The organism is Dellaglioa sp. CoH-57-MRSF-21, assembly GCF_056781915.1.
Genome location: NZ_JBXAXU010000002.1, coordinates 139,799 through 162,528, shown reverse-complemented (window position 1 = coordinate 162,528; position 22,730 = coordinate 139,799). Strand labels below are relative to the sequence as shown.

Below are 22,730 nucleotides of genomic sequence, written 5' to 3'. Positions count from 1 at the left end.
TATAGGCGTAAAGGTTATTTCCTTTACTTTCCAGATTTTATGTCAGCTAACCATTCAACTTGTTGTTTAGATAATTGAATATCTTTCAACAAATCTGGTCTTCTCTCAAATGTTCGTCTCAATGATTCTTTTTGACGCCATTCATCGATTAATTTATGATTCCCATTTGTTAGAACTTCAGGAACTTTCATCCCTCTAAAATCAGCTGGCCGTGTATATTGCGGATATTCTAACAAGCCGTTTGAAAATGAATCTCCGGGAGCAGATTCTTTATTGCCTAAAACTTCAGGTAACAATCGAACAGTCGCATCAATCATGACCATGGCTCCTAGTTCCCCACCCGTTAAAATGTAATCACCAAGTGAAACCTCATCAGTTACAAGTTCGCGGATACGTTCATCATAGCCTTCATAGTGACCACAAATAAATGTTAGATGTTCTTCTTTCGCAAATTCTTCAGCCACATTTTGGTCAAATTTACGTCCTGCTGGATCTAAAAGGATAACTTTACCTTTTGTGTCAGATTCCTTTTGAACAGCTTCTAAAGTGTCAAAAACTGGCTGTGCTTGTAATAACATACCTGCACCACCACCATATGGGTAATCGTCCACATGATTTTGTTTATCAGTTGTAAAATCTCTAAAATTAGTAATTTTTAAATCAAGAACGTCCTTATCAATTGCCTTACCAACAATTGATTGTTTCATGGGACCATCAAACATTTCTGGAAATAAACTCAAAACATCAATTTTCATATTTAGTCGTCCAATCCTTCTAAAAGTTCAACCGTTACAATATTGTTATCAATATCGACAGTTTTTATAACATCTTTAATAACTGGTAACAATAAATCACCCTGTCCCTGACGCTTAACAACCCAAACGTCATTAGCTCCTGGGCTTAAAATTTCATAAATAGAGCCAATTTTTTCTTCATTTTCATTTTGGACATCTAAGCCGATAATTTGATGGTAATAGTAATTACCTTCTTCTAATTCCCGAAGACCTTTATCAGCGACTTTAAGATCTAATCCTTTATACTTCTCAACCAGGTTAATATCTTGTAATCCTTCAAACGTCACGAGTTCAAAATTTTTATGATGTCTATAGGTCATAACCGTTAACGAAATAACTTGTTTTCCGCTCTTATCAAACAGATACAAGACGGTTCCCTTTTTAAAACGCTCAGAAACGAAGTCAGTTGTAGCCATAACTCTAACTTCTCCTTTGATTCCATGAGTATTGACGATTGTTCCTACTTGATAATAATCCATATTTACTCCTTTTTATTGTAAAATAAAAACTCCCAAACAAAACATTGCTGCTTCATTCAAGAGTTACTATTTTAATCTAATATGTTTAGACGCACTCGTTTCGAACTTGTTAAACGCACACCATAGATTATTGTTCTAATAGCTTGCGCAACTTGTCCGTGCTTCCCAATAATACGGCCAATATCATCTGAATTCACAGATAATTCAAAATAGACATAATGATCATCTTGTTTCTGTCCTATTTGGACATCATCAGGATTTTCAACAAGCGGTTTGACAATTGTTAAAATTAAACTTGTCACTTCTGCTTCAGTCATTTAATCGTCCTTATTTTTTAGAGAATTTAGCTTCATGGAATTTCTTCATGATGCCTGCATTTGAAAGAATGTTACGTACAGTATCTGATGGTTGTGCACCATTGTTCAACCAGTTTAAAATACTTTCTTCTTCAAGTGTTACTGTTTGTGGTTCTGTTAATGGGTTGTAAGTACCAACGTTTTCGATGAAACGGCCATCACGTGGTGAACGTGAATCAGCTACAACGACACGGTAGAACGGTCTCTTTTTAGAACCCATACGTTTTAAACGAATTTTTACTGACATTAATATACACCTCCTGATATCTACTTCAACAATAATTAATATACCAGTTATTTATCAGCTTGTAAAGGTTTTTTTCTTGACAGTTAAAATAAATTATCAAAATGTCCCTTAAGCCATACCAGTATTGGTTATTTAATGATTATTTTCTAGAGTTTTTATTTTTCTTCATACGTTTTTTCTTGTTTTTCTTGTTCTTACGAACCATAGAATTCATAGACATCTTAGCTAAGCGACCTGTTACGCCCTTGCCAAGCATCCCTTCCATACCTTCAAAATTACCGCTATTCATTTTCTTCATCATTTTCTTCATTTCGCCAAATTGCTTAATCATTCGGTTAACTTCAACAATTGGACGACCTGCACCAGCAGCAATACGTCGTCGACGACTGGGGTTCAAGATGTCTGGATTTTCGCGTTCTTTAGGTGTCATTGAGTATACTGTCGCACGCATATGGTCAATATCCTTGGGATCCATTTTAACATTCTTCATAGCTGGATTATTAGCCATCCCTGGAATCATCTTCATAATATCTTCCATAGGACCCATTTTTTGTAATTGATCCATTTGACTTAAAAAATCATTAAAATCAAATGTATTTTCTTGAAATTTTTCAGCCATTTTAGCTGATTCATTTTCATCAAAATCTTGTTGTGCTTTTTCAATCAGCGTGAGCATATCACCCATGCCTAAAATTCTTGATGCCATACGATCTGGATAGAATACGTCCAAATCAGTTAATTTTTCACCTTGTCCGATAAATTTAATTGGTTTACCCGTCACTGAACGAATTGATAACGCAGCACCACCACGAGTGTCACCATCTAATTTAGTTAAGACGACACCAGTAACATCTAATTGTTCATTAAAGCCTTTAGCAACATCTACCGCACTTTGTCCAGTCATTGAATCAACAGTCAAAAGAATTTCATTTGGGTTCGCTAAGGCCTTAATTTGAGCTAATTCGTCCATTAGCGTTTCATCAATTTGTAAACGACCAGCTGTATCAATAATAATGTAATCATTTTTATTTTCTGCAGCTTGTGCTAAACCTTGTCGAACAATTTCAACAGGGTTTACTTTTGTACCCAATTCAAAAACAGGTATTTCCAAATCTCGACCTAAAACTTGTAATTGGTCGATAGCAGCTGGACGATAAATATCGGCTGCTATCATTAAAGGTCTCGCATTTTCTTCTTTTTTTAATGTTAAAGCAAGTTTACCAGCTGTGGTTGTTTTACCAGCCCCTTGTAAACCAACCATCATAATAATTGTTGGTATTTTAGATGACTTGTTCAATGGAACAGCTGTTTCACCCATGACTTTAGTTAATTCTTCATTTACAATTTTGACGATTTGTTGTGATGACGTTAAACTCTCAAGTACTTCCGCACCAATTGCACGTTCACGAACAACCTTAACGAACTCTTTAACCACTGTAAAGTTAACATCGGCTTCAAGTAAGGCTAAGCGAATTTCACGCATAACCTCTTTTAAATCAGTTTCAGATATTTTACCTTTGCGACGGAGTTTCGTCATCGCATTTTGTAATCTTTCTGTTAATCCTTCAAATGCCATTTTTAACTACCTACCCTTACTCTTCGTCTAATTCTTCTAATTGATTAATTAGATCGGTTAATTTTTGATCCTCTTTATAAGTACTATCTGTGTATTGCTTAATTTGGTCTAATTTTTCATTACGTTGAATAAAATTATGATACAAATTCAACTTATCTTCATAATCTTCTAAAATTTTTTCTGTTCGTTTGATATTATCATAAACGGCTTGCCGACTAACATCAAAATTGTCCGCAATCTCACCAAGTGAAAAATCATCACCATAGTACATGGCCATATATTCAGCCTGTTTTTTAGTTAATAATGACTCATAAAATTCAAACAATGCATTTACTCGATTTGTTTTATCAATCGCCACTAAAAAAACTCCTTCGTTTTTGTTTCATTCAGTCCTACTTAGAAGGGTACCGATTTTAGCCCTAAACGTCAATAGCAAAAAGAAGTCCGATTAGTTTAATCTGACTTCTAAGATTATTCTTCTGTTGATTCAGGTTGTTCTTGAATAAGTCCTTTAAACAAACCATAAATGAAATCTTCTGCATTAAAATCACGTAAGTCATCCATTTGCTCACCTAATCCAGCAAGTTTTACTGGTAAATGCATTTCATTACGAATGGCTAACACGATACCACCACGAGCAGTTCCATCTAGCTTAGTTAATACAATACCACTCACATCAGTTGTTTCTTTAAATTGTTTAGCTTGGATTAAAGCATTTTGACCCATTGTTGCATCCAAAACAAGTAAAACTTCATGAGGTGCATCTGGAATTTCTCGAGAAATGATTCGTTTAATTTTATCTAATTCATTCATCAAGTTAACTTTATTCTGCAAACGACCAGCTGTATCAACTAGTAAAATATCGTAATCTTCTTCTTTGGCACGTTTTACCGCGTCAAAAATAACAGAGGCTGGATCACTTTTTTCTGGTCCACGAACGATATCGACATCAACACGACGGCTCCATTCAGCAAGTTGTTCTATTGCACCCGCTCTAAATGTATCTCCAGCAGCTAAGAGTACTTTTTTGCCTTCTTCATGATAACGGTGTGCTAGTTTCCCAATAGTTGTTGTTTTACCAACGCCATTAACACCAACAAATAAAATAACAGTTGGACCTGATTCAGCTTGCGCAATAGAATTATCTTCGTCTTTACCCTCTGATTCATACAAATCTACCAATTTTTCAATAATTGCTGCAGAAACAGCATCTGGATTGCTTACATTTCTTAATTTAACTTCTTCTTGTAACTCACGGCTAATTTTCATAGCCGTTTCAAATCCAACATCAGCTTCAATTAAAGTTTCTTCTAACTCTTCAAAAAAATCTTCATCGACTGTTCTAAAATTAGCAAACAGTGAGTTTAAGCGTTGTCCAAAGGTTTTTCTTGATTTTTCAAGGCCTTTATCATATTTTTCTTGTTCAGATGATTCTGGTTCTTCACCTGTAAAAGCTTGCTTAATTCTACTAAATATTCCCATCTGTAGCGCCTCCTAATCTTTTATTAGTATATCAAACCGTTTTGTCTAATGATACCGAAACCATTTTAGAGATACCAGACTCTTGCATTGTAACACCATACAAAATATTAGCTTCAACCATTGTTCCATTTCGATGCGTTATCACAATAAATTGCGTTTCTTGATGAAATGATTTTAGATAACTAGCAAATCGAGCTACATTTGCATCGTCAAGCGCAGCTTCTGCTTCATCCAAGATACAAAAAGGAACTGGTTTTACTCTTAAAATAGCAAATAGTAGCGTAATTGCGGTCAAAGCTTGTTCTCCGCCAGAAAGTAAACTCAAACTTTGAACTTTTTTACCAGGCGGCTGCGCTAGAATATCAATTCCAGTTGTTAAAAGATTTTCTGGATCAGTTAATTCTAATCTAGCTTTACCACCACCAAACATAACAGGGAATATCTCCTCAAATTTCTTAGAGATATCAATAAAACTAGCTTTAAATCTTTTTTCAACTTCAGTATCCATATCCATCATAGTTTTCTTTAATTGTTCATCGGCTTCTAATAAATCATTTTGTTGGTCTAATAAGAATGAGTAACGTTCATTAACTCTTTCAAATTCATCAATCGAGGCCACATTAACCTCACCAATTTCTTTTAGCCCTTTTCTCAATAATTTTTGTTGCGCCAAAATTTGTTCAAGAGGTTGCTGACTTTCTAATTTTTCAGCCTCTTCAAAAGTCTGTTGAAAATCACTAGCTAGCTTAGCTAGAAACTCATCAAGCGACTCATTAAGTTGTTGTTGTTGATTTTCAGCTTTGATTTTATCTGCAATAATATTTCTCTGCAACTCAGATAAACGAGATAAATGGCTATTTTCTTCAGTTAAAGTTTGATTAATATTAGTTCTGTTCTTTTTAAAATCAGCTAACTTTAAATCGGCTTCTTCTGCTTGCCTTTGAAATTCTTGTAATTCTTTTTGGATATCTTTTTCTTTCACCTGACTATTTTCGGTATTTCTGAGTAAGTCTTGATGTTGTTGATTTATCAATGTAGCTTTATCAACTAATTCCTGAATATCGTTATTCAGCAGCATAACATTAGCGTGTTGCTGTTTTAATTGTTCTTGGAATACTAATAAACTTTCACGATGGTTTTGTTTCTTAACTTGTTGCTGCTGTTCAAATTGATTACTATTTTTTAATTGTAAGTCAATATCAGAAATATCATTATTTGCTACTTGTATTTGTCGTGCTAATTCAATAATTTTTTGTTCATTGTCTTTAAATTTTATTTGGTTATTAATTTTATCAGTTTGATTTTTTTCAAATTCATCATATTTTTCAGTCGTTTTAAGTTCTTGCTGTTCTAAAATTAACCGACTAGTTGTTAATTTAGATTGTGTTGTTTGATATTGACTTTTTAAATCAACAACAATCAATTCAAGCGACTCGATCATTTCTTTTTGCTTTTCAACAGTCACTCTAGCTTCATTGCCACGAACTTCACGAGCCTCTAATTCTTGTTGCATTTTTTGGATACTTTCATCTAATTGTAGAATAGTTTGCTTCTGATTTAACAATCCACTGGTATGTTGCTGTTTACCACCAGTTATTGCACCACCTGCATTTATTACTTCTCCAGTCCGTGTGACAACTTTAACTCGATGATTCAAATCACGACTAACTTTAATTGCCGTATCCATATCTTCAACGATAATTGTTGTCCCTAGCAAATACTGACTAATTTCAATAAATTGAGGTTCAACTTTAATTAACTCTGACGCAATACCGATGACTCCTTCATACTTTAAGACGAAACGTTGTGCATCACCGATAGAACGTCCCTTAATAGCTGAAATAGGCAAAAATGTTGCCCGACCAAATTTATTATCCGTTAAAAATTTAATTGCATTCTTTGCAACAGACTCTTCTTGCACAACTACCTGTTGTAATTGCGCACCCAATGCTGTCTCTATTGCTTGATTAATTTCCTTTGGGACCGTAATTAATTCTGCCACTGAACCATATAAACCAGGAAACTTATTTTTTTCTTTTAAAATTGCTTTAACGCCTTGATAATAGCCGTTATAACTATTTTGCGTCAAAAGTAGATTATCCTTTTTATTTTTCGCCTGTACTAAAACGTTTGATGCTTCAAACCATCTACGTTGCTGTGCCTCGTAAGAATCGTTATTTTTTTTCAAGGCAATCTTTAATTTAGCTAATTCTTTTTCTTCATTAATTAATTTATTATCAATCAAATTAAATTCAGTTTTTTTAGTTTTAAAATCGTTTTTTGCTTGTGTTAAATACTCTTGTTCAGTAGCTAATAAGTCATCATTAACCTTAGCCTGTGAATCAAAATTTAATGTTTTTTGTAAAAACTCATTCTCACTTTGTAATCGTGTACGTTGTTGAATAGTATCATTAACAACGCGCCTTAATTCTTTTGAACGATCTTGTCCAGAAATATCCGCTGTTTCTAACGTTTTATCAATCGCTTCAATAAACATGTTCTCATCAGTAATATTTTTCTGTAAAGCTAATGACCGCTTATCTAAATTAGCTAATGACTCTTGTTTCAAAATAATTTGTTCATTCACCGATTCTTGTTCTTTTTTTAATTCTGTTATTTTTTGCTTTTCAAAATCTTTTTTTTGAGTTGATATATTACTTTGACCCATCAACCGTTCTTTATTAATTGTTAAATCTAATAGTTTGTTTTGTGTATGATCAATCATTTTTTCAATATTCTCTAGTTCTGAGCGATAACCTGCAATTTCATGTTCTTTTACAGTGACCTTAGTCTTATAATCACTATCCATTTCAAGTAACTTATCTAACGAATGTGTGACATCCCTTTTTAGTTGCGATTGCCTTTTAATTTCTTTAACCAACCGACTAAGTTCTAACTCATCAAATTGCTTTTTTTGAGATAAATAATCCTTTGCCAAACTACTTTGCTCACGTAAAGGTTCAACTTGTCCTTTAAGTTCAAAAATAATATCAGAAACCCGGTTAAGATGACCTTTTGTTTCTTCTAATTGGCGAGTGGCAATATTTTTTTCTTGTTTATATTTTAAAACACCAGCAACTTCTTCAATAATCGAACGTCTGTCTTCGGGCTTACTATTAAAAATTTCAGCAACTCTACCCTGAGAAATGATTGAAAATGACTCTTTTCCAAGACCAGTATCCATGAATAGATTGGTTATATCTTTAAGACGACACTGCTTTTGATTAATTAAAAACTCGCTGACACCATCTCTAAATAATCGTCTTGTAACGGTTATTTTTTCAGGATTATCTTGAATATAAAAATCAGAATTATCAAAAATAATACTAACTTCAGCACGATTAACTGCTGATCTGTTCCCTGAACCAGCAAATATAACGTCAGGCATTTTATTTCCACGTAAATTTTTGGCTGATTGTTCACCAAGTACCCAGCGAATTGCTTCAATAATATTACTTTTACCGCTACCGTTAGGACCGACAATACCAGTCATCCCGTCTTTAAATTCAATTGTTGTTTTGTCTGCAAATGATTTAAAACCATTAATGACTAAAGACTCTAATTTCATCCGTCACTAACCCCCTGAACATTTTTACTTTCTGAGTAATCCTAATGCATTACTTGCTGCTTGTTGTTCTGCAACTTTTTTAGAATGTCCTGCCCCTTGTCCAATGATTTTGCCATCAGCACTGACAGACATAACATATTGTCTGTCATGCTCTGGACCAAGGTCATCAACAACATCATAGGTAATGACAACATCACCATCTTTTTGTAAAAACTCTTGTAGCGACGTTTTATAATCCATAACATGGTCAAACCAGCCTAAGTCTAATTTTGGAAAAATAACTTTCCTGATAAATGTTTCAACAGCTAATTTACCTTGATCTTGATAAAGCGCTCCTACAAAAGATTCAAAAATATCACATAATAACGCAGGTCTTTGACGTGCATTTGATTTTTCTTCACCTTTACCTAAACGAATAAATTCATCAAATCGGCATTCTTTAGCAAATGCGCTGAAACTCTCTTCACATACCATTGCAGCTCTTAGACGCGTTAATTTCCCTTGTGGCAGCATTGTATACCGCTGATATAAATATTCTGAAACTGTTAATTGTAAAACAGCGTCTCCTAAAAATTCAATTCGTTCATAAAATTTTAAATTTTCTTTGGGATGTTCATTTACATATGATGCCTGTGTGAATGCTTCATCTAATAAATCCGTATTCACAAATTTAATATTAAAATCTTCTGCTAACATTTCATTTAAACCTTTAATCATTATTATCCTCCGTTATTATCATTATTGCTCTTACAATTATACCTGTTTTAATCACTAAAAGGTACTCCATACAAAAAAAGCGCTGACAAATATCATTGTCTAACGCTTTTAATGAACGATTTAATATACGTGTTGAATTATTATTTTTGGTTAGCTTTAATAAAAGTGACAACGTCTCCGACAGTTGTTAAACTTTCTGCATCTTCATCAGAAATTTCTGCACCAAATGTATCTTCAAGTTCTAAAACGAACTCAACAACATCAATTGAATCTGCATCTAAATCCTTTTTAAAATCTAAGTCATTCGTAATTTTTTCTACTGGCAAATCAAAATGTTCGTCTATAATTTTAACAATTTTTCCAAAAATTTCTTCTTCTGTCATTCCAATAGCCTCCTTTTGAATCATGACGTAATTTTAACCATTTTTCAGAGAAATGTCTAGTTAATTTTATTTTCACTAGTTTCCTTTTCAAAATAGTTAACAATATTAGGTACTACATCTGTATTAACCATATCATTGATTTGGTTAATTGTGTAATAAACAACTTCAGCCTTACTTGATCCATGTGATTTTACAACTGGTGCTTTAATACCTAGTAAAACCGCACCGCCATACTTAGGTGAATCCATTTTATTCTTCAATTGTTTTAAACTTGGTTTCAGTAAAAGTGCACCAATTTTAGCACGCAAGCCACCACTCATAATGGCACTTCTGAGTAATGAAAACATTCCTAAAGCTGTCCCTTCAACGGATTTTAAAACAGCATTACCTGTAAATCCGTCAGAAACAACAATATCAGCTTTACCAGAAAGCAAATCATTAGATTCAATATTACCCACAAAATTTAATTCGGTATCGTTTTGTAATAATTGGTACGCTTCTTGCGTCACTTTGTTGCCTTTATGTGGTTCTGTCCCATTATTTAATAAACCAATTTTAGGATTACTAATATGGCGAACATTTTTAGCGTAATAGTTACCTAAGACAGCATATTGATGCAAGTGTTCAGGTTTACTATCCGCATTGGCTCCAGCATCTAATAAATTTACAGTATTATCACTAGAAATAACTGGCAATGTTGCTAATAAACCAGGTCGTGGAATACCCTTAATACGGCCAATTATAAACAAACCAGCAGCAAGTAGTGCCCCTGTATTACCGCATGAAAATACGGCATCATTCTCACCATCTTTAACAGATTGAGCTGCTAAGACCATTGATGCTTTTTTCTTTGAACGAATTGCCTTAACTGGTTCATCATTCCCATCAATTTCCTCATCCGTGTGAACAATTGTGATATTTTTATCATCTTTTAAGAATTCACGAATTCTTTTTTCATCTCCGTACAACGTAAATTGAATGGTGCTATCTTCGTCTCTAGCACGTTCAACGCCCTCGACGATTGATTGCGGTGCAAAATCGCCGCCCATTGCATCAACTGCTAACTTCATAATTATATTCTCCTAACTTATTTAATCGAATTTTAAATCTGTATTTTGATGGTTTTTTAAATAATCGTTTAGTGGTTTAAATTCAGGATTACTTTCAAAGTCATCTCTAAAAACTATTTCGTGCGCTTCTTGTTGGGCCACTTGTAATGCATTGATATCACCTATGGGATCACCGATTTTAAAATCAGGTATTCCAGATTGCTTACGGCCTAATACATCGCCAGCACCTCGCAACTCTAAATCTTTTTGCGAAATGACGAAACCGTCTGTTGTCTCTGTCATAATTTGCATGCGCTGTCTTCCAAAATCATTTTTAGGATCAGCAATTAAAATACAATAAGATGCTTTCTTACCACGGCCAACCCGACCTCGTAATTGATGTAATTGCGCTAACCCAAACCGTTCAGCATTATGAATCATCATCACAGTAGCATTAGGTACATCAACGCCGACTTCGATAACCGTTGTTGAAACCAATATTTGATATTTATTGGCCTTAAAATCGGCCATAATCTGATCCTTTTCATCATTCTTCATTTTGCCATGCAGTAATCCAACTTTATATTTTGGCTCAAATATTTCTTTCATATTTTCGTATAAAGCTAATGCATTTTTTAAATCTAGTGTTTCAGATTCATCAATTAGTGGTGTAATAATATAAGCTTGTGAGCCTTGAATCAACTGTTCTTTAATGAGATCGATTCCTTTACCTACTTGAGAACTCTTTAACCAAGATGTCGAAATAGGTTGGCGTCCTGCAGGTAGTTCATTAATCGTAGAAACATCCATTTCGCCATAAGCAGTGATTGCTAGCGTCCTAGGGATTGGCGTGGCCGTCATTGCTAAAACGTCCGGTTCAGCCCCCTTCTCTCTTAAAATGCGACGTTGATTCACACCAAATCGGTGTTGCTCATCAGTAATAACTAATCCAACGCGACTGAATGACACATCAGGTTGAATAATCGCATGTGTTCCAATAATTAAATTAACCTCACCTGATTCAAGATGTGCTAATAGTTCACGTCTAGCTTTAACTTTCATTGACCCAGTTAAAAGTGCAACATTAACTGGGAAATCTGCGAATAAGGTAGCCATGTTATTGGCATGTTGTTCAGCTAATATTTCTGTTGGCGCCATTAAAACGGCTTGATAGCCCGCCGTAATAGCCGCGTACATCACAATTGCTGCAACAATTGTTTTACCTGATCCAACATCACCTTGAAGTAATCGATTCATATGGATTGGTTGTTTCATGTCTGAACAAATTTCATTAACGACTCTTTTTTGAGCTGCCGTTAATTCAAATGGTAACGTCTGAATGAATTTTTTCAATTCATTATTTTGATAGTTAATTTTAATACCATCATTTTTAGTATCATTTCTTTTAATATACTGTAATTTCAATTGAAATAAAAAGAACTCTTCAAAAATAGCCGTCCGTTTGGCATCATGAAAATCTTTTTCATCCTGTGGAAAGTGAATATCATGTAACATCGTCTTACAATCAATTAAACGATACTTTTTAATCAGGTCATTTGGTAATATTGAATCAATTTGATTCGCATATTGCTCAAATGCTTGTGTAATTAACTGTCGAATTGCCGATTGATGAATATCTTTGGAAGAACGATATATCGCTGATAACCTATCATCATTTTGCTTCGTCAATAACTTCATCCCAGATAAACTTTTTCTTTTATCATCCCATTTACCATACACAGCTACTTCTTTACCAATCTCAAATTGTTTTTGCAAAAAAGGCTGATTAAAAAAACTAACGGTTATATTATCACTATCAATTAGTAATCTAACGTTTAACAGATTTCTTTTCTGACCAAACCGAATTAAAACTGGTTCAGAAGAGACAATTCCTTTTAGAGTTACTTTTTCTTGATCAGTAATTTCAGATAATTTTTTTGCTTTTAAATCGTCATAACGATACGGATAAAATGTTAATAAATCTATGATTGTATTAATTCCTAATTGATTAAGTGCAGTCAATTTTTTAGGCCCAACACCAGTTAAAACACTAACTGAATCATTCAATGATGACATTATGATACCTCACTTTCTACGGAATATAAAAAGCAGGAGAGAACATAGTCTCATCCCACCTTTACTTTTTACTATTTATTCAACTGAAATTAGGTATGGATAGACCGGTTGGTCTCCTTCGTGAATTTCGACTTCTAAATCTTCATCAATTTCATAAATGGCTTCTTCGATTTCTTTAGCTTCGTCCTCAGAACCGTCTTCACCCACAATAATTGTGATAATTTCGCTGTCTTCATCCAACATTTCTTTAGTCATTTCAATTGCAACTTTTTTACGATCATTATCGGTTACTTTGATGCTACCATCAATAATACCCATATAATTATCTTTTTTAATCTCAATACCTTCAATTGTTGTATCTCTAACTGCAATTGTTACTTGACCAGAAGTTACTGTATCCAAGTTTTCAATCATAGCATCTTTGTTTTCTTCTAATGTACTATCAATATTAAAACCAAGCATTGCTGTCATTCCTTGAGCGATTGTACGACTTGGTACAACAACTGTTGGAACTGTTGAAACTTCAACAGCTTGTTCAGCAGCTAAGAAAATATTTTTATTATTAGGTAAAATAATCACATTTTTAGCTTTAGTTGCTTCAATTGCCTTAACAATATCTTCCGTACTTGGATTCATTGTTTGACCACCACTTAAAATATAAGAAACGCCTAAACTTTTGAAAAGTGTCGCAACACCAGAACCAGATGAAATTGAAATAACTGCAATTTCGCTAGGTACTGCAGTTTCACTTGTTTCTTCAGTCTCTTCTTCATCATTTTCCAAAATTGTCTCATGTTGTTGACGCATATTATCAACCTTAACTTTGATTAATGAACCATAATGTTGACCATAAGTCATCACTTCACCAGGATTTTCTGTATGTACGTGAACTTTAACAACTTCATCATCGGCCACAACAAGAAGAGAATCACCAATTTCACTTAAATGATTTCTAAATTCATCATAATCAAATTTACGATCAACTAAACGACCAGCACCCAATTTAAGCATGATTTCTGTACAATAACCAAATTTAATATCTTCAGTACTTAATTTACTTTGAACACTCTGATGGTGACTGGCATTAACCATTTCATCCATTTCTTTTTCATTTGGTTTGTATTCTTCACTAATTGTTTCCTTACCAGTTAAGGCATCAAAGAAACCTTCATAAACAAATGTTAATCCTTGACCACCTGAATCAACAACACCAACCTCTTTTAAAACAGGTAATAAATCCGGTGTTGTTGCTAATGCTTTTTTAGCAGCTACATAAGTTGCTTCCATAACGACGATAACATCATCGCTCTCAGAGGCAGCTTTATTTGCAGCCTTAGCGGCTTCTCTTGCAACTGTTAAAATAGTTCCTTCAGTTGGTTTCATAACGGCTTTATACGCGACTTCTACGCCACCTGTCAAAGCATCTGACAAATCAGTAGCAGTTAAAACCTCTTTAGCTTGGATCCGTTTATAAAAGCCTCTAAAAATTTGTGATAAAATAACGCCTGAGTTGCCTCGAGCACCCATCAGTAAACCTTTAGCTAAAATCGAAGATAGTTCACCAACATGTTCAGAAGGTGAATCTTGAACATACTTTGCCCCACTTGCGAACGAAAGGTTCATATTTGTACCTGTATCACCATCTGGCACTGGAAATACATTCAATGAATTAATAAATTCGGCATTTTTAGCCAATCGTTGTGAGCTAATTTGGACCATTTTTCTAAATTCTTGGTCCGTAATTTTCGTAACAGTCACTTCTTTTTCCTCCTTGGTCACTACTAAAATAGCTAGTTACTAATCGCCTAGTACGCGAACGCCTTGTACTAACACGTTAACTGAATTAGCAGATACACCTAGCATTGTTTCTAAATTATACTTCACTTTTTCTTGAACATTACGACAAACTTCAGATATTTTTGTGCCATAGCCAACAATAATGTAGACATCAATAGCAACACCATTATCTTCCTGGCGAACAACAACACCTCTAGAATAATTATCTCTTCTTAAAATTTCATTCACATTGTCACGAATTTGGTTTTTACTTGCCATTCCGACAATCCCAAAAATTTCAGTTGCGGCACCGCCGACAACTGTCGCAATAACTTCATTATCAATATCAATCGTACCGAATTGCGTTTTGATCTTAACAGCCATAAGAATAGCCTCCTTATATTTTCACACAATCAATAAGAGTATTTTATCATAGGATATGGTAGAATAAAAGAAAAATAGCATCTAAGAAAATTCTATTCCCCTACCTTCGGGAATTTCAAGCTGTCAAGCAAATTTACTTGAAAGAAAAGTATTGCATTATATGGCTAAATATGATATTTTTGTTTAGGTAAGTAAGCATAGCTTTGCTTTTTAAGTGAATTGCAGAGGAGGATATGAATATGGCAAAAGATTTTATTACAGGACGTAAGACTACTTTCGGTAAGAAACGTTCTCATGCATTGAACCAAACAAACCGTAGCTGGAAACCTAATTTACAAAAAGTTCGCATCTTAGTTGATGGTAAACCTAAAAGAGTTTATGTATCTGCTCGCGCTTTAAAGTCAGGTAAAGTTACCCGTGTTTAATTCAATTTAAAAAGACTCAGCATTTATGCTAAGTCTTTTTTTTTGCTCTATTTTTCGTCATCACGACTTTGAATCACAATAATAATACCAGATTCAAAACTAAACTCACCTGTATCCCCCATAAATTCATTACTTGCTAATGAAATCGGGTTCACAAAATTAATTTGATTCAATGTATACTTCTCATCTATTAAACTCAATTTTTTAACTGGTGACAGTGGAATAAATGCAAGATATTTTTTATCATCTTCTTTTATTAACTGATACTTACCAGATTTAAAGAATCGAATTGAATTTTGTTTATCAACTAAACAAATTTTTTCAAACATTGTATTAAATGGCTCTCTAAAAATAAAAAACAAATTAGCCAATAAATGATCAATTCGACCACCTGTAGCGCCATAAATCGTCACTGAATCAAACTCAAATTCAGATATGGCTTCTCTCAAAGCAAATTCAGTATCTGTATCATCTTTTTCAGGATTAGCTATTTTAATTTTTTTACTATGATTAGATACTAAATTAAATTCACTTTCAGTCATTGAATCGAAATCACCAATCGATAGCTCAGGTGTAATACCTAGTTTTATTAATCGCAATGCACCTCTGTCAACACCAATCCACGGTCCACGAACGTTACCATCCACTAATTCCTTAGGCCACTGTTCCTTAGGTCCACCGACTAAGATATTGAGTTTCATTTGGTTGCTTCTCTTAACTTATTAATTTGTTCAGTTGGATTATCACTATTGTAGATGTATGAACCAGCTACTGCGACTGTTGCACCACTATCAAGACATTCCTTAATCGTTTGATCATTAACACCACCATCAACTTCAATATCAAAATCATAATTTTGAACTTGTTTGATACGGTCTAATTGGTCAATTTTACGTTTCATTTCTGGAATAAATGATTGTCCCCCAAATCCAGGGTTAACAGTCATCACTAATACTTGATCAACAAGTGGCAAAATTTGTTTAATTGTCTCTAGGGATGTTCCTGGGTTAATAACCACTTCAGCTTTCACACCTAATTTTTTAATATGTTGAATAACACCAAAAATATGGGGAGTTGATTCAACATGAACCCCAATAATATCAGCACCTGCCGCAGCAAATTCTTCAATATAAGATTCTGGATTTTCTACCATCAAATGACAATCCAAAACCATTTTTGTTAATGGTCTAATTGCTTCAACGACGTTTGCACCAAAAGTTAAATTAGGCACAAAATGGCCATCCATAATATCAATATGTAAATATTCTGCACCAGCTTGATCAACAACTTTAATATCCTTTTCCAAGTTTGCAAAATTAGCGCTTAAAATAGAAGGTGATAATTTCATTTTGGTCATCTCATTTCTTATAGTTTGGTTTTTGATCAACAATTAATTGATTAAATTGTAAATAATTTTTGTACCGACTCTGTAATAAATTACCTTGTTCAAGTGCTGCTTTAACTGCACATTTAGGCTCCTTAATATGCAAACAACCTCTAAATTTACAGCCAACAGATAGTTCATTTAATTCTGGAAATAACTTTGGTAACTCTTCTTTTGACATATCAAATAAATCAAAAGAAGAAAATCCAGGTGTATCAGCAATTAGCCCACCTGCAATAGGCATTAATGTTACCTTACGAGTAGTATGTTTACCACGATGTAAGGCTTTTGATATCTCAGCCGTCTGCAACTCCAACTCTGGCATAATTTTATTTAGTAATGTTGATTTTCCTGCACCAGTCTGACCCATTACGACTGCAATTTTACCCGGAAAGGTATCTTGTAATTCTTTAACCACAACATCTTCATTTTTACCAAATGGAAAAAATGTTGGATAGATTTGACTATAAGCTTCAATAATACTGCTTATTTCAACTACTTTCTCTTCAGGAATTAAATCGCCCTTTGAAAAGTATAAGACTGGCTTAACATGATGCGATTCTAGCATAATTAATTGTCTATCTAATAGATTGCTTGAAAATGCTGGTTCAACACATGACGTTACAACAATTGCTTCATCAATATTAGCTACTGGTGGTCGAATTAAGCTGTTTTCTCGATCATGAATATTAAGAATATAGCCTTCTTTTTTATTTTCAGCTTTGAAGTCAACCCAATCGCCAACTAGTGGTGCCTGGTTAGAATTTCTAAAATTACCTCGAGCCCTTGTTCGATAAGTTTCGCCTTCGACATCAACGTCGTAAAAGCCACTTAATGATTGTCTAATCTGACCTGTTACCAATAAATTAACCTCCTTTAACTGGACTCATGTAACCGTTTTATATGATTAATTAAAAAATAGATTAGAAGTTTACCCTCTAATCTAATTTTACCACATCTTTTATTTAATTTTTAGTTACATTATCATTTTCCGCAATTACTTCACCATCACGCAAAATTTTATATTTTCCTGCTTTTCCAGAATCTAAAACAAATGATAATTTAAAATCAGTATCTTTTGTAATTGTTTTCCGTTCATAAATATCATCAATGTTATGTGTTTTGTCTTCAATATAAATTTCAATAGCATTTTCATCTGCTTTTGATTCTGAAGAACTTGAACTAGAGCTGGAACTATCATCTGACGACGAGTCTTTGTCCTCATCCGTATCTTTTTCTTCATCAACTGAACTTGAACTTTCTGACACAATTGATTTGAATGGAACAGATATAGTCCTGGTAAATTCATCAGTTGTGACTTTTTTTCCTTTAGAAATAACAACTGATAATCGATCACCTTTAGAAAAAGAGCTTCCTTCTGCTGGTGATTGTTTAATAACTTGACCTTTGTCAACTGAATCTGAGTAGGCCTCGCTAATTGTCAGATTACCACCTAATTCGCTTGTATAATCCTGAACACTTTTTCTTGTATATCCTGTTAAATCTCTAAGTGTATACACTTTAGGACCTGAACTAACTGTCAATGTAATCACTGTATCACTCGGAACTACCTTATCACCCGCTGTGACATCTTGCGCCATAATTTCATTTTCAGTCACAGATTCTGACTCTTCCGTTTCTTTTTCAACTTTAAAGCCATCATTTTCTAACGTTGTTTTAACATCCTCATAATTACTACCAACGTAATTCTCGATTGTTATCTTAGCTTTTCCCTTTGATACCATTACATCAACCTGATTTTTTTCTCGAATTATTTCATTCTTCTTAGGTGTTGAATTAATGATATTACCACTATCAACGGTTTCACTATTTGTTCGAGTAATTTTACCAAGTTTCAAATTTTTGTCTGCTAAATTTGATTTTGCTTCACTAACTGTCATTCCGCTTAAATCAGGGACCTTAACTTCTTTTGGTGAACTCATTGCAAGAATCGCACCACCCAGAATAAGAGCGACAAAAGCAAAAATGATTGCGCCGATAGTCCATTTTTTACGACGACTCATTTTCTTTTTCGTATCTTTTTTTACATCTGGTTCCTGATTCGGACTAAGTGTTTCTACAGTCTGCTTATCAAATACCGGCAATACTTTAGTTTCACCACTGATAACCTCTTCAGGCTGCCACTTTGCCACATTTTTTTTAGCCAAAGATTCTCGCAAAGCAATTGACATTTCTCCAGCAGATTGGAACCTATCTCGCGGTACTTTACTTGTTGCTTGTAAAACAACATTTTCAAGAGACTGCGGAATATTAGGATCAAATTCCCGAACAGATGGCACATCACTTTGAAAATGTTTTAGGGCAATTGAAACAGCTGTTTCACCTTCAAAAGGAACTCGCCCAGTTAACATTTCATACAAAATAATACCAAGCGAATAGATATCAGATTGTTTTGTTGCCATGCTACCTCTAGCCTGTTCTGGCGAAAGATAATGAACAGAACCCAATAAAGTATTAGTTTGTGTTAACGAATGATCAGCCAATGCCACAGCAATACCAAAATCTGTAATTTTAGCATTACCATCTGCATCTATTAAAATATTTTGTGGTTTTAAATCACGATGAATAATACTGTGATCATGTGCTACTTCTACAGCTGATAAAATTTGAGTCATAATATCAATCACAACTTGATATGGAATTGGGAACCTTTTTGCTATATATGTTTTTAAATCATGTCCCGGCACATATTCCATGACCATAAATTGCAGTCCGTCTACTTCACCGACATCATAAACATTCACAATATTTGGATGAACCAATTCAGTTGTTGCCAATGCCTCACGTTTAAAACGTCTAACAGTATCTTGATCATCCCTTAAATCGACTCGCAATACTTTAACAGCTACTGGTCGATCCAAAATTAAATCAGTCGCAAGATAGACATTTGCCATGCCACCTTCGCCTAATGAATTTATTATTTTATAACGTTCATTAAAAATTGTATCAGGTTTCATTACACTATCCCCCGATCATTGCTAACCAGGAGTGCGGTAATGTTATCTAATCCGCCTGCCTTATTGGCCAATCTAATTAATTCCGAGCCTTTTTCTTCAACAGTTGTAGTATTTTTTAAGACCGTCTTGATTTCATCATCAGAGACCATATTAGTTAAGCCATCTGTGCATAATAATAATAAATCACCCGACTCAGAATCATTAACCGCAATATCAGCATCAGCATCTGACGAGATACCTAAACTTCTTGTAATCATATTCTTTTGCGGATAATTTTTAGCATCTTCTACGGTTAGTTCGCCACGCTTAATTAATTCATTCACTACTGAATGATCTTCAGTTAATTGATAAAGTTCTTTGTCACGTAATAAGTATCCTCGGCTATCACCAATATTGGCAACAATATATTTTTCTTCAAAGAATATGGCACATACCATTGTTGTGCCCATACCTGAAAGATCTTCATATTGATTAGACTTTTCAATAATTTGTTTATTTTCCATCTCTACTTCTTTGGTTATCCATTTAATTGCATCACTGGGCTGGCTAAAATTAGTTCCTTCAAATCGAAATCCCATGTGTGAAACGGCCATTTCTGAAGCAACATCTCCGCCCAAATGACCACCGATACCATCTGCAACCATCACAAAAGAAATACCACTTTTATTGTGAAAGACACCGACGTAATCTTCATTATTTTCTCTGACACTACCTACATCTGTTTGATAGGCAACTTTCATTCTTACACCTCGAGTCTAAAGTTGTTTTTCTAAACATGTAATGAAAAATCCATCTGAATGATAATCATCCGGATAAATAGTTAATTCTTTATCGTCTCTATTTTCTTTTAATGCCAAAGCAGTTGGCGTTTCAATCACTTTAAATTCAGGATGAGTTTCAACAAACTGGTTAACAACATCCTTATTTTCAATATCTAAAATAGTACATGTACTATAAGTTAAGCGACCACCTTTTTTCAAAGTTGGTGCCACTTTGTCTAAAATAGCTAATTGAATTTTTTGTAAATTATTTGAATCAGCTAATGTTTTTTCATATTTAATTTCTGGTTTACGACGTAATAATCCAATTCCAGAACAAGGTGCATCAACAAGAATTGAATCAAAATATTCATTATCAAATTCTTCTGAAATTAAACGTGCATCTAATACCATCTCCTCAACAACACTAGATAAACCTAAACGTTTAGCATTATCACCGATTAATTTAACTTTGTGTGCATGAATATCTAACCCTACAACTTCACCAAATAAAGTTTCATCTAGGAATGATGCAATATGGGTTGTTTTTCCACCTGGTGCGGCACATGCATCTAAAACTTTATCACCTGGTTGAATATTCATTGCGTCAGCAACTAACATTGCACTTTCATCTTGAATCGTAATTAACCCATCGTGATAAACGCCACTATCAGGAGCAAATCCATTAGTCACTAATAACCCAACTGGTGAAACTTGACTACGTTTCACCTCAAAGCCTTCATTTTCCATTTTTTCAATGACTTCTTCGACAGTTGCTTTAGCTGTATTTACTCTAACAGATTGATCAGGTGCTTCATTGATTGAAGCCAACAAATGTGTCGCTTTTTCTAAGCCTACTTGTTTAATTAATTCGTTTACCAACCAAACTGGTGTACTACTTTCAATACTCAAACGTTCAATATCATCTTTAATTTCAGAAACAGGACGGATACCTTCACGCTCAATTGCATGTAAAACACCAGTAACAAATTTACGCGTACCTGCATGGCCTTTTCGTTTTGCAATTTCAATTGATTCATTAAAAATTGCGCGAGTTGGAATTTTATCAAGATAATGCATCTGATAAATGGCACTCAATAGTAATTCTTGAACCCAATTATCCATTTTGCTAGGATTTTTAACAAATGGTGCCAACCAATATTCTAAAGTGAGACGTCTTTGGATAACACCGTAAACTAGTTGTGTTAATAAATGAGCATCCCGAACTTCCATATGATTATTCTTAATCACTTGGTTCAACGCAATATTTGAATACGTCCCTTGTTTAGCAACTCTTGTTAAAAGATCAACTGCTAAGAATCGGGGTGTCGTTTTTAAATCAGTTGTCATACATCAATCACCTGTTGTCCTTCTTTTATTCCTTGCCCACTACCGTTTAGGTAGTCGACAATGGTTTGTTTTGATTTACCATCTGGTTGAAGCGAATTAATAGCTAATACGGTCCCATCACCACAAGCAATTTCAAGTGATTTTTTAGCTACTTCAACTACTTTTCCAGCAGATAAAATAGTTTTTTTATCTAGTACAGTTATATCCCATATTTTAGTTCTCTTACCCTTTAAAATCGTATATGCACCAGGTACCGGTCTTAAGCTACGAATTTTCCAGTCTATTTCATTAGCCGTTTTTGAAAAATCAAGGGCTTCTTCTTCTGGTTTAATGGTAGGTGAAAAGGTTACTTTATCTTCATTTTGTGGTGTTGATTCACTTGTACCATCAATTAGTTTTGGTAATGTTTCAAGTAATAGTTCCTTACCTAATAAACTTAATTTTTCAAACATTGAACCAGTATCATCATTATTTTCAATTTTAATTGCACGACGGCTAATAATATTTCCAGCATCCATTTTTTTAACCATATAAATAATGGTAATACCTGTTTCTTGTTCACCATTCATAATAGCATATTGAATTGGTGCGCCACCACGATATTTAGGTAATAGTGAACCATGGACGTTTATTGCACCAATTTTAGCAGATTCTAATAATTTTGTTGGTAAAAATTGTCCAAATGCTGCAGTTACCAAAAAATCGGGTGCCATTGCAATTACTTTGGCCATTTCATCGCTGCCACTTAATTTTTCTGGTTGTAATACCTCAATACCATGTTTTACTGCAACTTGTTTTACTGGTGATTGCGTTAAAATACGTTTTCGCCCAACCATTCGATCTGGTTGTGTCATAACAGCTTTCACGTCATAGCCGTTTTCAATTAAACTTTCTAAAATTGGAGCTGAAAATTCTGGTGTTCCCATAAATACAATTGACGTCATAATA

At 34.0% G+C, this 22,730-nt stretch carries 22 protein-coding genes; 1 reads left to right on the top strand and 21 read right to left on the bottom strand.

The window, feature by feature from the left end:
• Positions 1-23: 23 nt before the first annotated feature.
• The 14 genes from trmD to AC1RPQ_RS02675 form a co-directional block, all read right to left on the bottom strand.
• Positions 24-755: a tRNA (guanosine(37)-N1)-methyltransferase TrmD gene (gene trmD, locus AC1RPQ_RS02740; protein ID WP_481761269.1), complete on the bottom strand. Its 732-nt coding sequence runs from the start codon at positions 753-755 to the stop codon at positions 24-26.
• 2 nt (positions 756-757) lie between these two features.
• Entirely contained in the window at positions 758-1,273 is a 516-nt protein-coding gene (gene rimM, locus AC1RPQ_RS02735; RefSeq protein WP_481761268.1) for a ribosome maturation factor RimM, read from the bottom strand.
• Between the two features lie 71 nt (positions 1,274-1,344).
• A complete protein-coding gene (locus tag AC1RPQ_RS02730) occupies positions 1,345-1,590 on the bottom strand; it encodes a KH domain-containing protein (RefSeq protein WP_409022598.1) in 246 nt (81 codons plus the stop codon).
• A 10-nt stretch (positions 1,591-1,600) separates the two neighbouring features.
• Entirely contained in the window at positions 1,601-1,876 is a 276-nt protein-coding gene (rpsP, locus tag AC1RPQ_RS02725; protein ID WP_409022599.1) for a 30S ribosomal protein S16, read from the bottom strand.
• 139 nt (positions 1,877-2,015) lie between these two features.
• Positions 2,016-3,452, bottom strand: a complete 1,437-nt coding sequence (gene ffh, locus AC1RPQ_RS02720) for a signal recognition particle protein (RefSeq protein ID WP_481761267.1) — start codon at positions 3,450-3,452, stop codon at positions 2,016-2,018.
• A gap of 16 nt (positions 3,453-3,468) precedes the next feature.
• Positions 3,469-3,810: a putative DNA-binding protein gene (locus AC1RPQ_RS02715; protein ID WP_409022601.1), complete on the bottom strand. Its 342-nt coding sequence runs from the start codon at positions 3,808-3,810 to the stop codon at positions 3,469-3,471.
• 113 nt (positions 3,811-3,923) lie between these two features.
• The gene (ftsY, locus tag AC1RPQ_RS02710) at positions 3,924-4,934 is read right to left on the bottom strand and encodes a signal recognition particle-docking protein FtsY (protein ID WP_481761266.1); all 1,011 of its coding nucleotides are present in this window, start codon (positions 4,932-4,934) and stop codon (positions 3,924-3,926) included.
• A 31-nt stretch (positions 4,935-4,965) separates the two neighbouring features.
• Positions 4,966-8,502, bottom strand: a complete 3,537-nt coding sequence (gene smc / locus AC1RPQ_RS02705; protein WP_481761265.1) for a chromosome segregation protein SMC — start codon at positions 8,500-8,502, stop codon at positions 4,966-4,968.
• 24 nt (positions 8,503-8,526) lie between these two features.
• Positions 8,527-9,219 (bottom strand): ribonuclease III, encoded by a 693-nt coding sequence (gene rnc / locus AC1RPQ_RS02700; RefSeq protein WP_481761264.1) that lies wholly within the window; start codon positions 9,217-9,219, stop codon positions 8,527-8,529.
• Positions 9,220-9,359: 140 nt separating this feature from the next.
• Positions 9,360-9,602 carry an acyl carrier protein gene (gene acpP / locus AC1RPQ_RS02695; protein WP_409022605.1) on the bottom strand — a complete coding sequence of 81 codons (243 nt, stop codon included), beginning with the start codon at positions 9,600-9,602 and terminating at the stop codon, positions 9,360-9,362.
• 56 nt (positions 9,603-9,658) lie between these two features.
• Positions 9,659-10,672: a phosphate acyltransferase PlsX gene (gene plsX, locus AC1RPQ_RS02690; RefSeq protein WP_481761263.1), complete on the bottom strand. Its 1,014-nt coding sequence runs from the start codon at positions 10,670-10,672 to the stop codon at positions 9,659-9,661.
• Positions 10,673-10,693: 21 nt separating this feature from the next.
• Positions 10,694-12,730, bottom strand: a complete 2,037-nt coding sequence (recG, locus tag AC1RPQ_RS02685; RefSeq protein ID WP_481761404.1) for an ATP-dependent DNA helicase RecG — start codon at positions 12,728-12,730, stop codon at positions 10,694-10,696.
• A 72-nt stretch (positions 12,731-12,802) separates the two neighbouring features.
• The gene (locus AC1RPQ_RS02680; RefSeq protein ID WP_481761262.1) at positions 12,803-14,485 is read right to left on the bottom strand and encodes a DAK2 domain-containing protein; all 1,683 of its coding nucleotides are present in this window, start codon (positions 14,483-14,485) and stop codon (positions 12,803-12,805) included.
• A 39-nt stretch (positions 14,486-14,524) separates the two neighbouring features.
• A complete protein-coding gene (locus AC1RPQ_RS02675; RefSeq protein WP_057973455.1) occupies positions 14,525-14,887 on the bottom strand; it encodes an Asp23/Gls24 family envelope stress response protein in 363 nt (120 codons plus the stop codon).
• 239 nt (positions 14,888-15,126) lie between these two features.
• On the opposite strand from AC1RPQ_RS02675, the gene rpmB reads away from it, so the two are divergent.
• The gene (gene rpmB / locus AC1RPQ_RS02670) at positions 15,127-15,312 is read left to right on the top strand and encodes a 50S ribosomal protein L28 (protein ID WP_057973454.1); all 186 of its coding nucleotides are present in this window, start codon (positions 15,127-15,129) and stop codon (positions 15,310-15,312) included.
• A 47-nt stretch (positions 15,313-15,359) separates the two neighbouring features.
• Here rpmB and AC1RPQ_RS02665 read toward each other — a convergent pair whose 3' ends face one another.
• The 7 genes from AC1RPQ_RS02665 to fmt form a co-directional block, all read right to left on the bottom strand.
• Positions 15,360-16,013: a thiamine diphosphokinase gene (locus tag AC1RPQ_RS02665; RefSeq protein WP_481761261.1), complete on the bottom strand. Its 654-nt coding sequence runs from the start codon at positions 16,011-16,013 to the stop codon at positions 15,360-15,362.
• Positions 16,010-16,660, bottom strand: coding sequence for a ribulose-phosphate 3-epimerase (gene rpe, locus AC1RPQ_RS02660; protein WP_409022609.1), 651 nt, complete (start codon positions 16,658-16,660; stop codon positions 16,010-16,012). The genes AC1RPQ_RS02665 and rpe overlap by 4 nt, the downstream gene beginning before the upstream one ends.
• A 10-nt stretch (positions 16,661-16,670) precedes the next feature.
• Positions 16,671-17,558, bottom strand: coding sequence for a ribosome small subunit-dependent GTPase A (rsgA, locus tag AC1RPQ_RS02655; RefSeq protein WP_481761260.1), 888 nt, complete (start codon positions 17,556-17,558; stop codon positions 16,671-16,673).
• Between the two features lie 103 nt (positions 17,559-17,661).
• Positions 17,662-19,674 (bottom strand): Stk1 family PASTA domain-containing Ser/Thr kinase, encoded by a 2,013-nt coding sequence (gene pknB, locus AC1RPQ_RS02650; protein WP_481761259.1) that lies wholly within the window; start codon positions 19,672-19,674, stop codon positions 17,662-17,664.
• Positions 19,674-20,414 (bottom strand): Stp1/IreP family PP2C-type Ser/Thr phosphatase, encoded by a 741-nt coding sequence (locus tag AC1RPQ_RS02645; protein WP_481761258.1) that lies wholly within the window; start codon positions 20,412-20,414, stop codon positions 19,674-19,676. The genes pknB and AC1RPQ_RS02645 overlap by 1 nt, the downstream gene beginning before the upstream one ends.
• A 15-nt stretch (positions 20,415-20,429) precedes the next feature.
• Complete coding sequence (rsmB, locus tag AC1RPQ_RS02640; protein WP_481761257.1) at positions 20,430-21,782, bottom strand: 16S rRNA (cytosine(967)-C(5))-methyltransferase RsmB; 1,353 nt, start codon at positions 21,780-21,782, stop codon at positions 20,430-20,432.
• Positions 21,779-22,726 carry a methionyl-tRNA formyltransferase gene (gene fmt, locus AC1RPQ_RS02635; protein ID WP_481761256.1) on the bottom strand — a complete coding sequence of 316 codons (948 nt, stop codon included), beginning with the start codon at positions 22,724-22,726 and terminating at the stop codon, positions 21,779-21,781. The genes rsmB and fmt overlap by 4 nt, the downstream gene beginning before the upstream one ends.
• Positions 22,727-22,730: the final 4 nt, after the last annotated feature.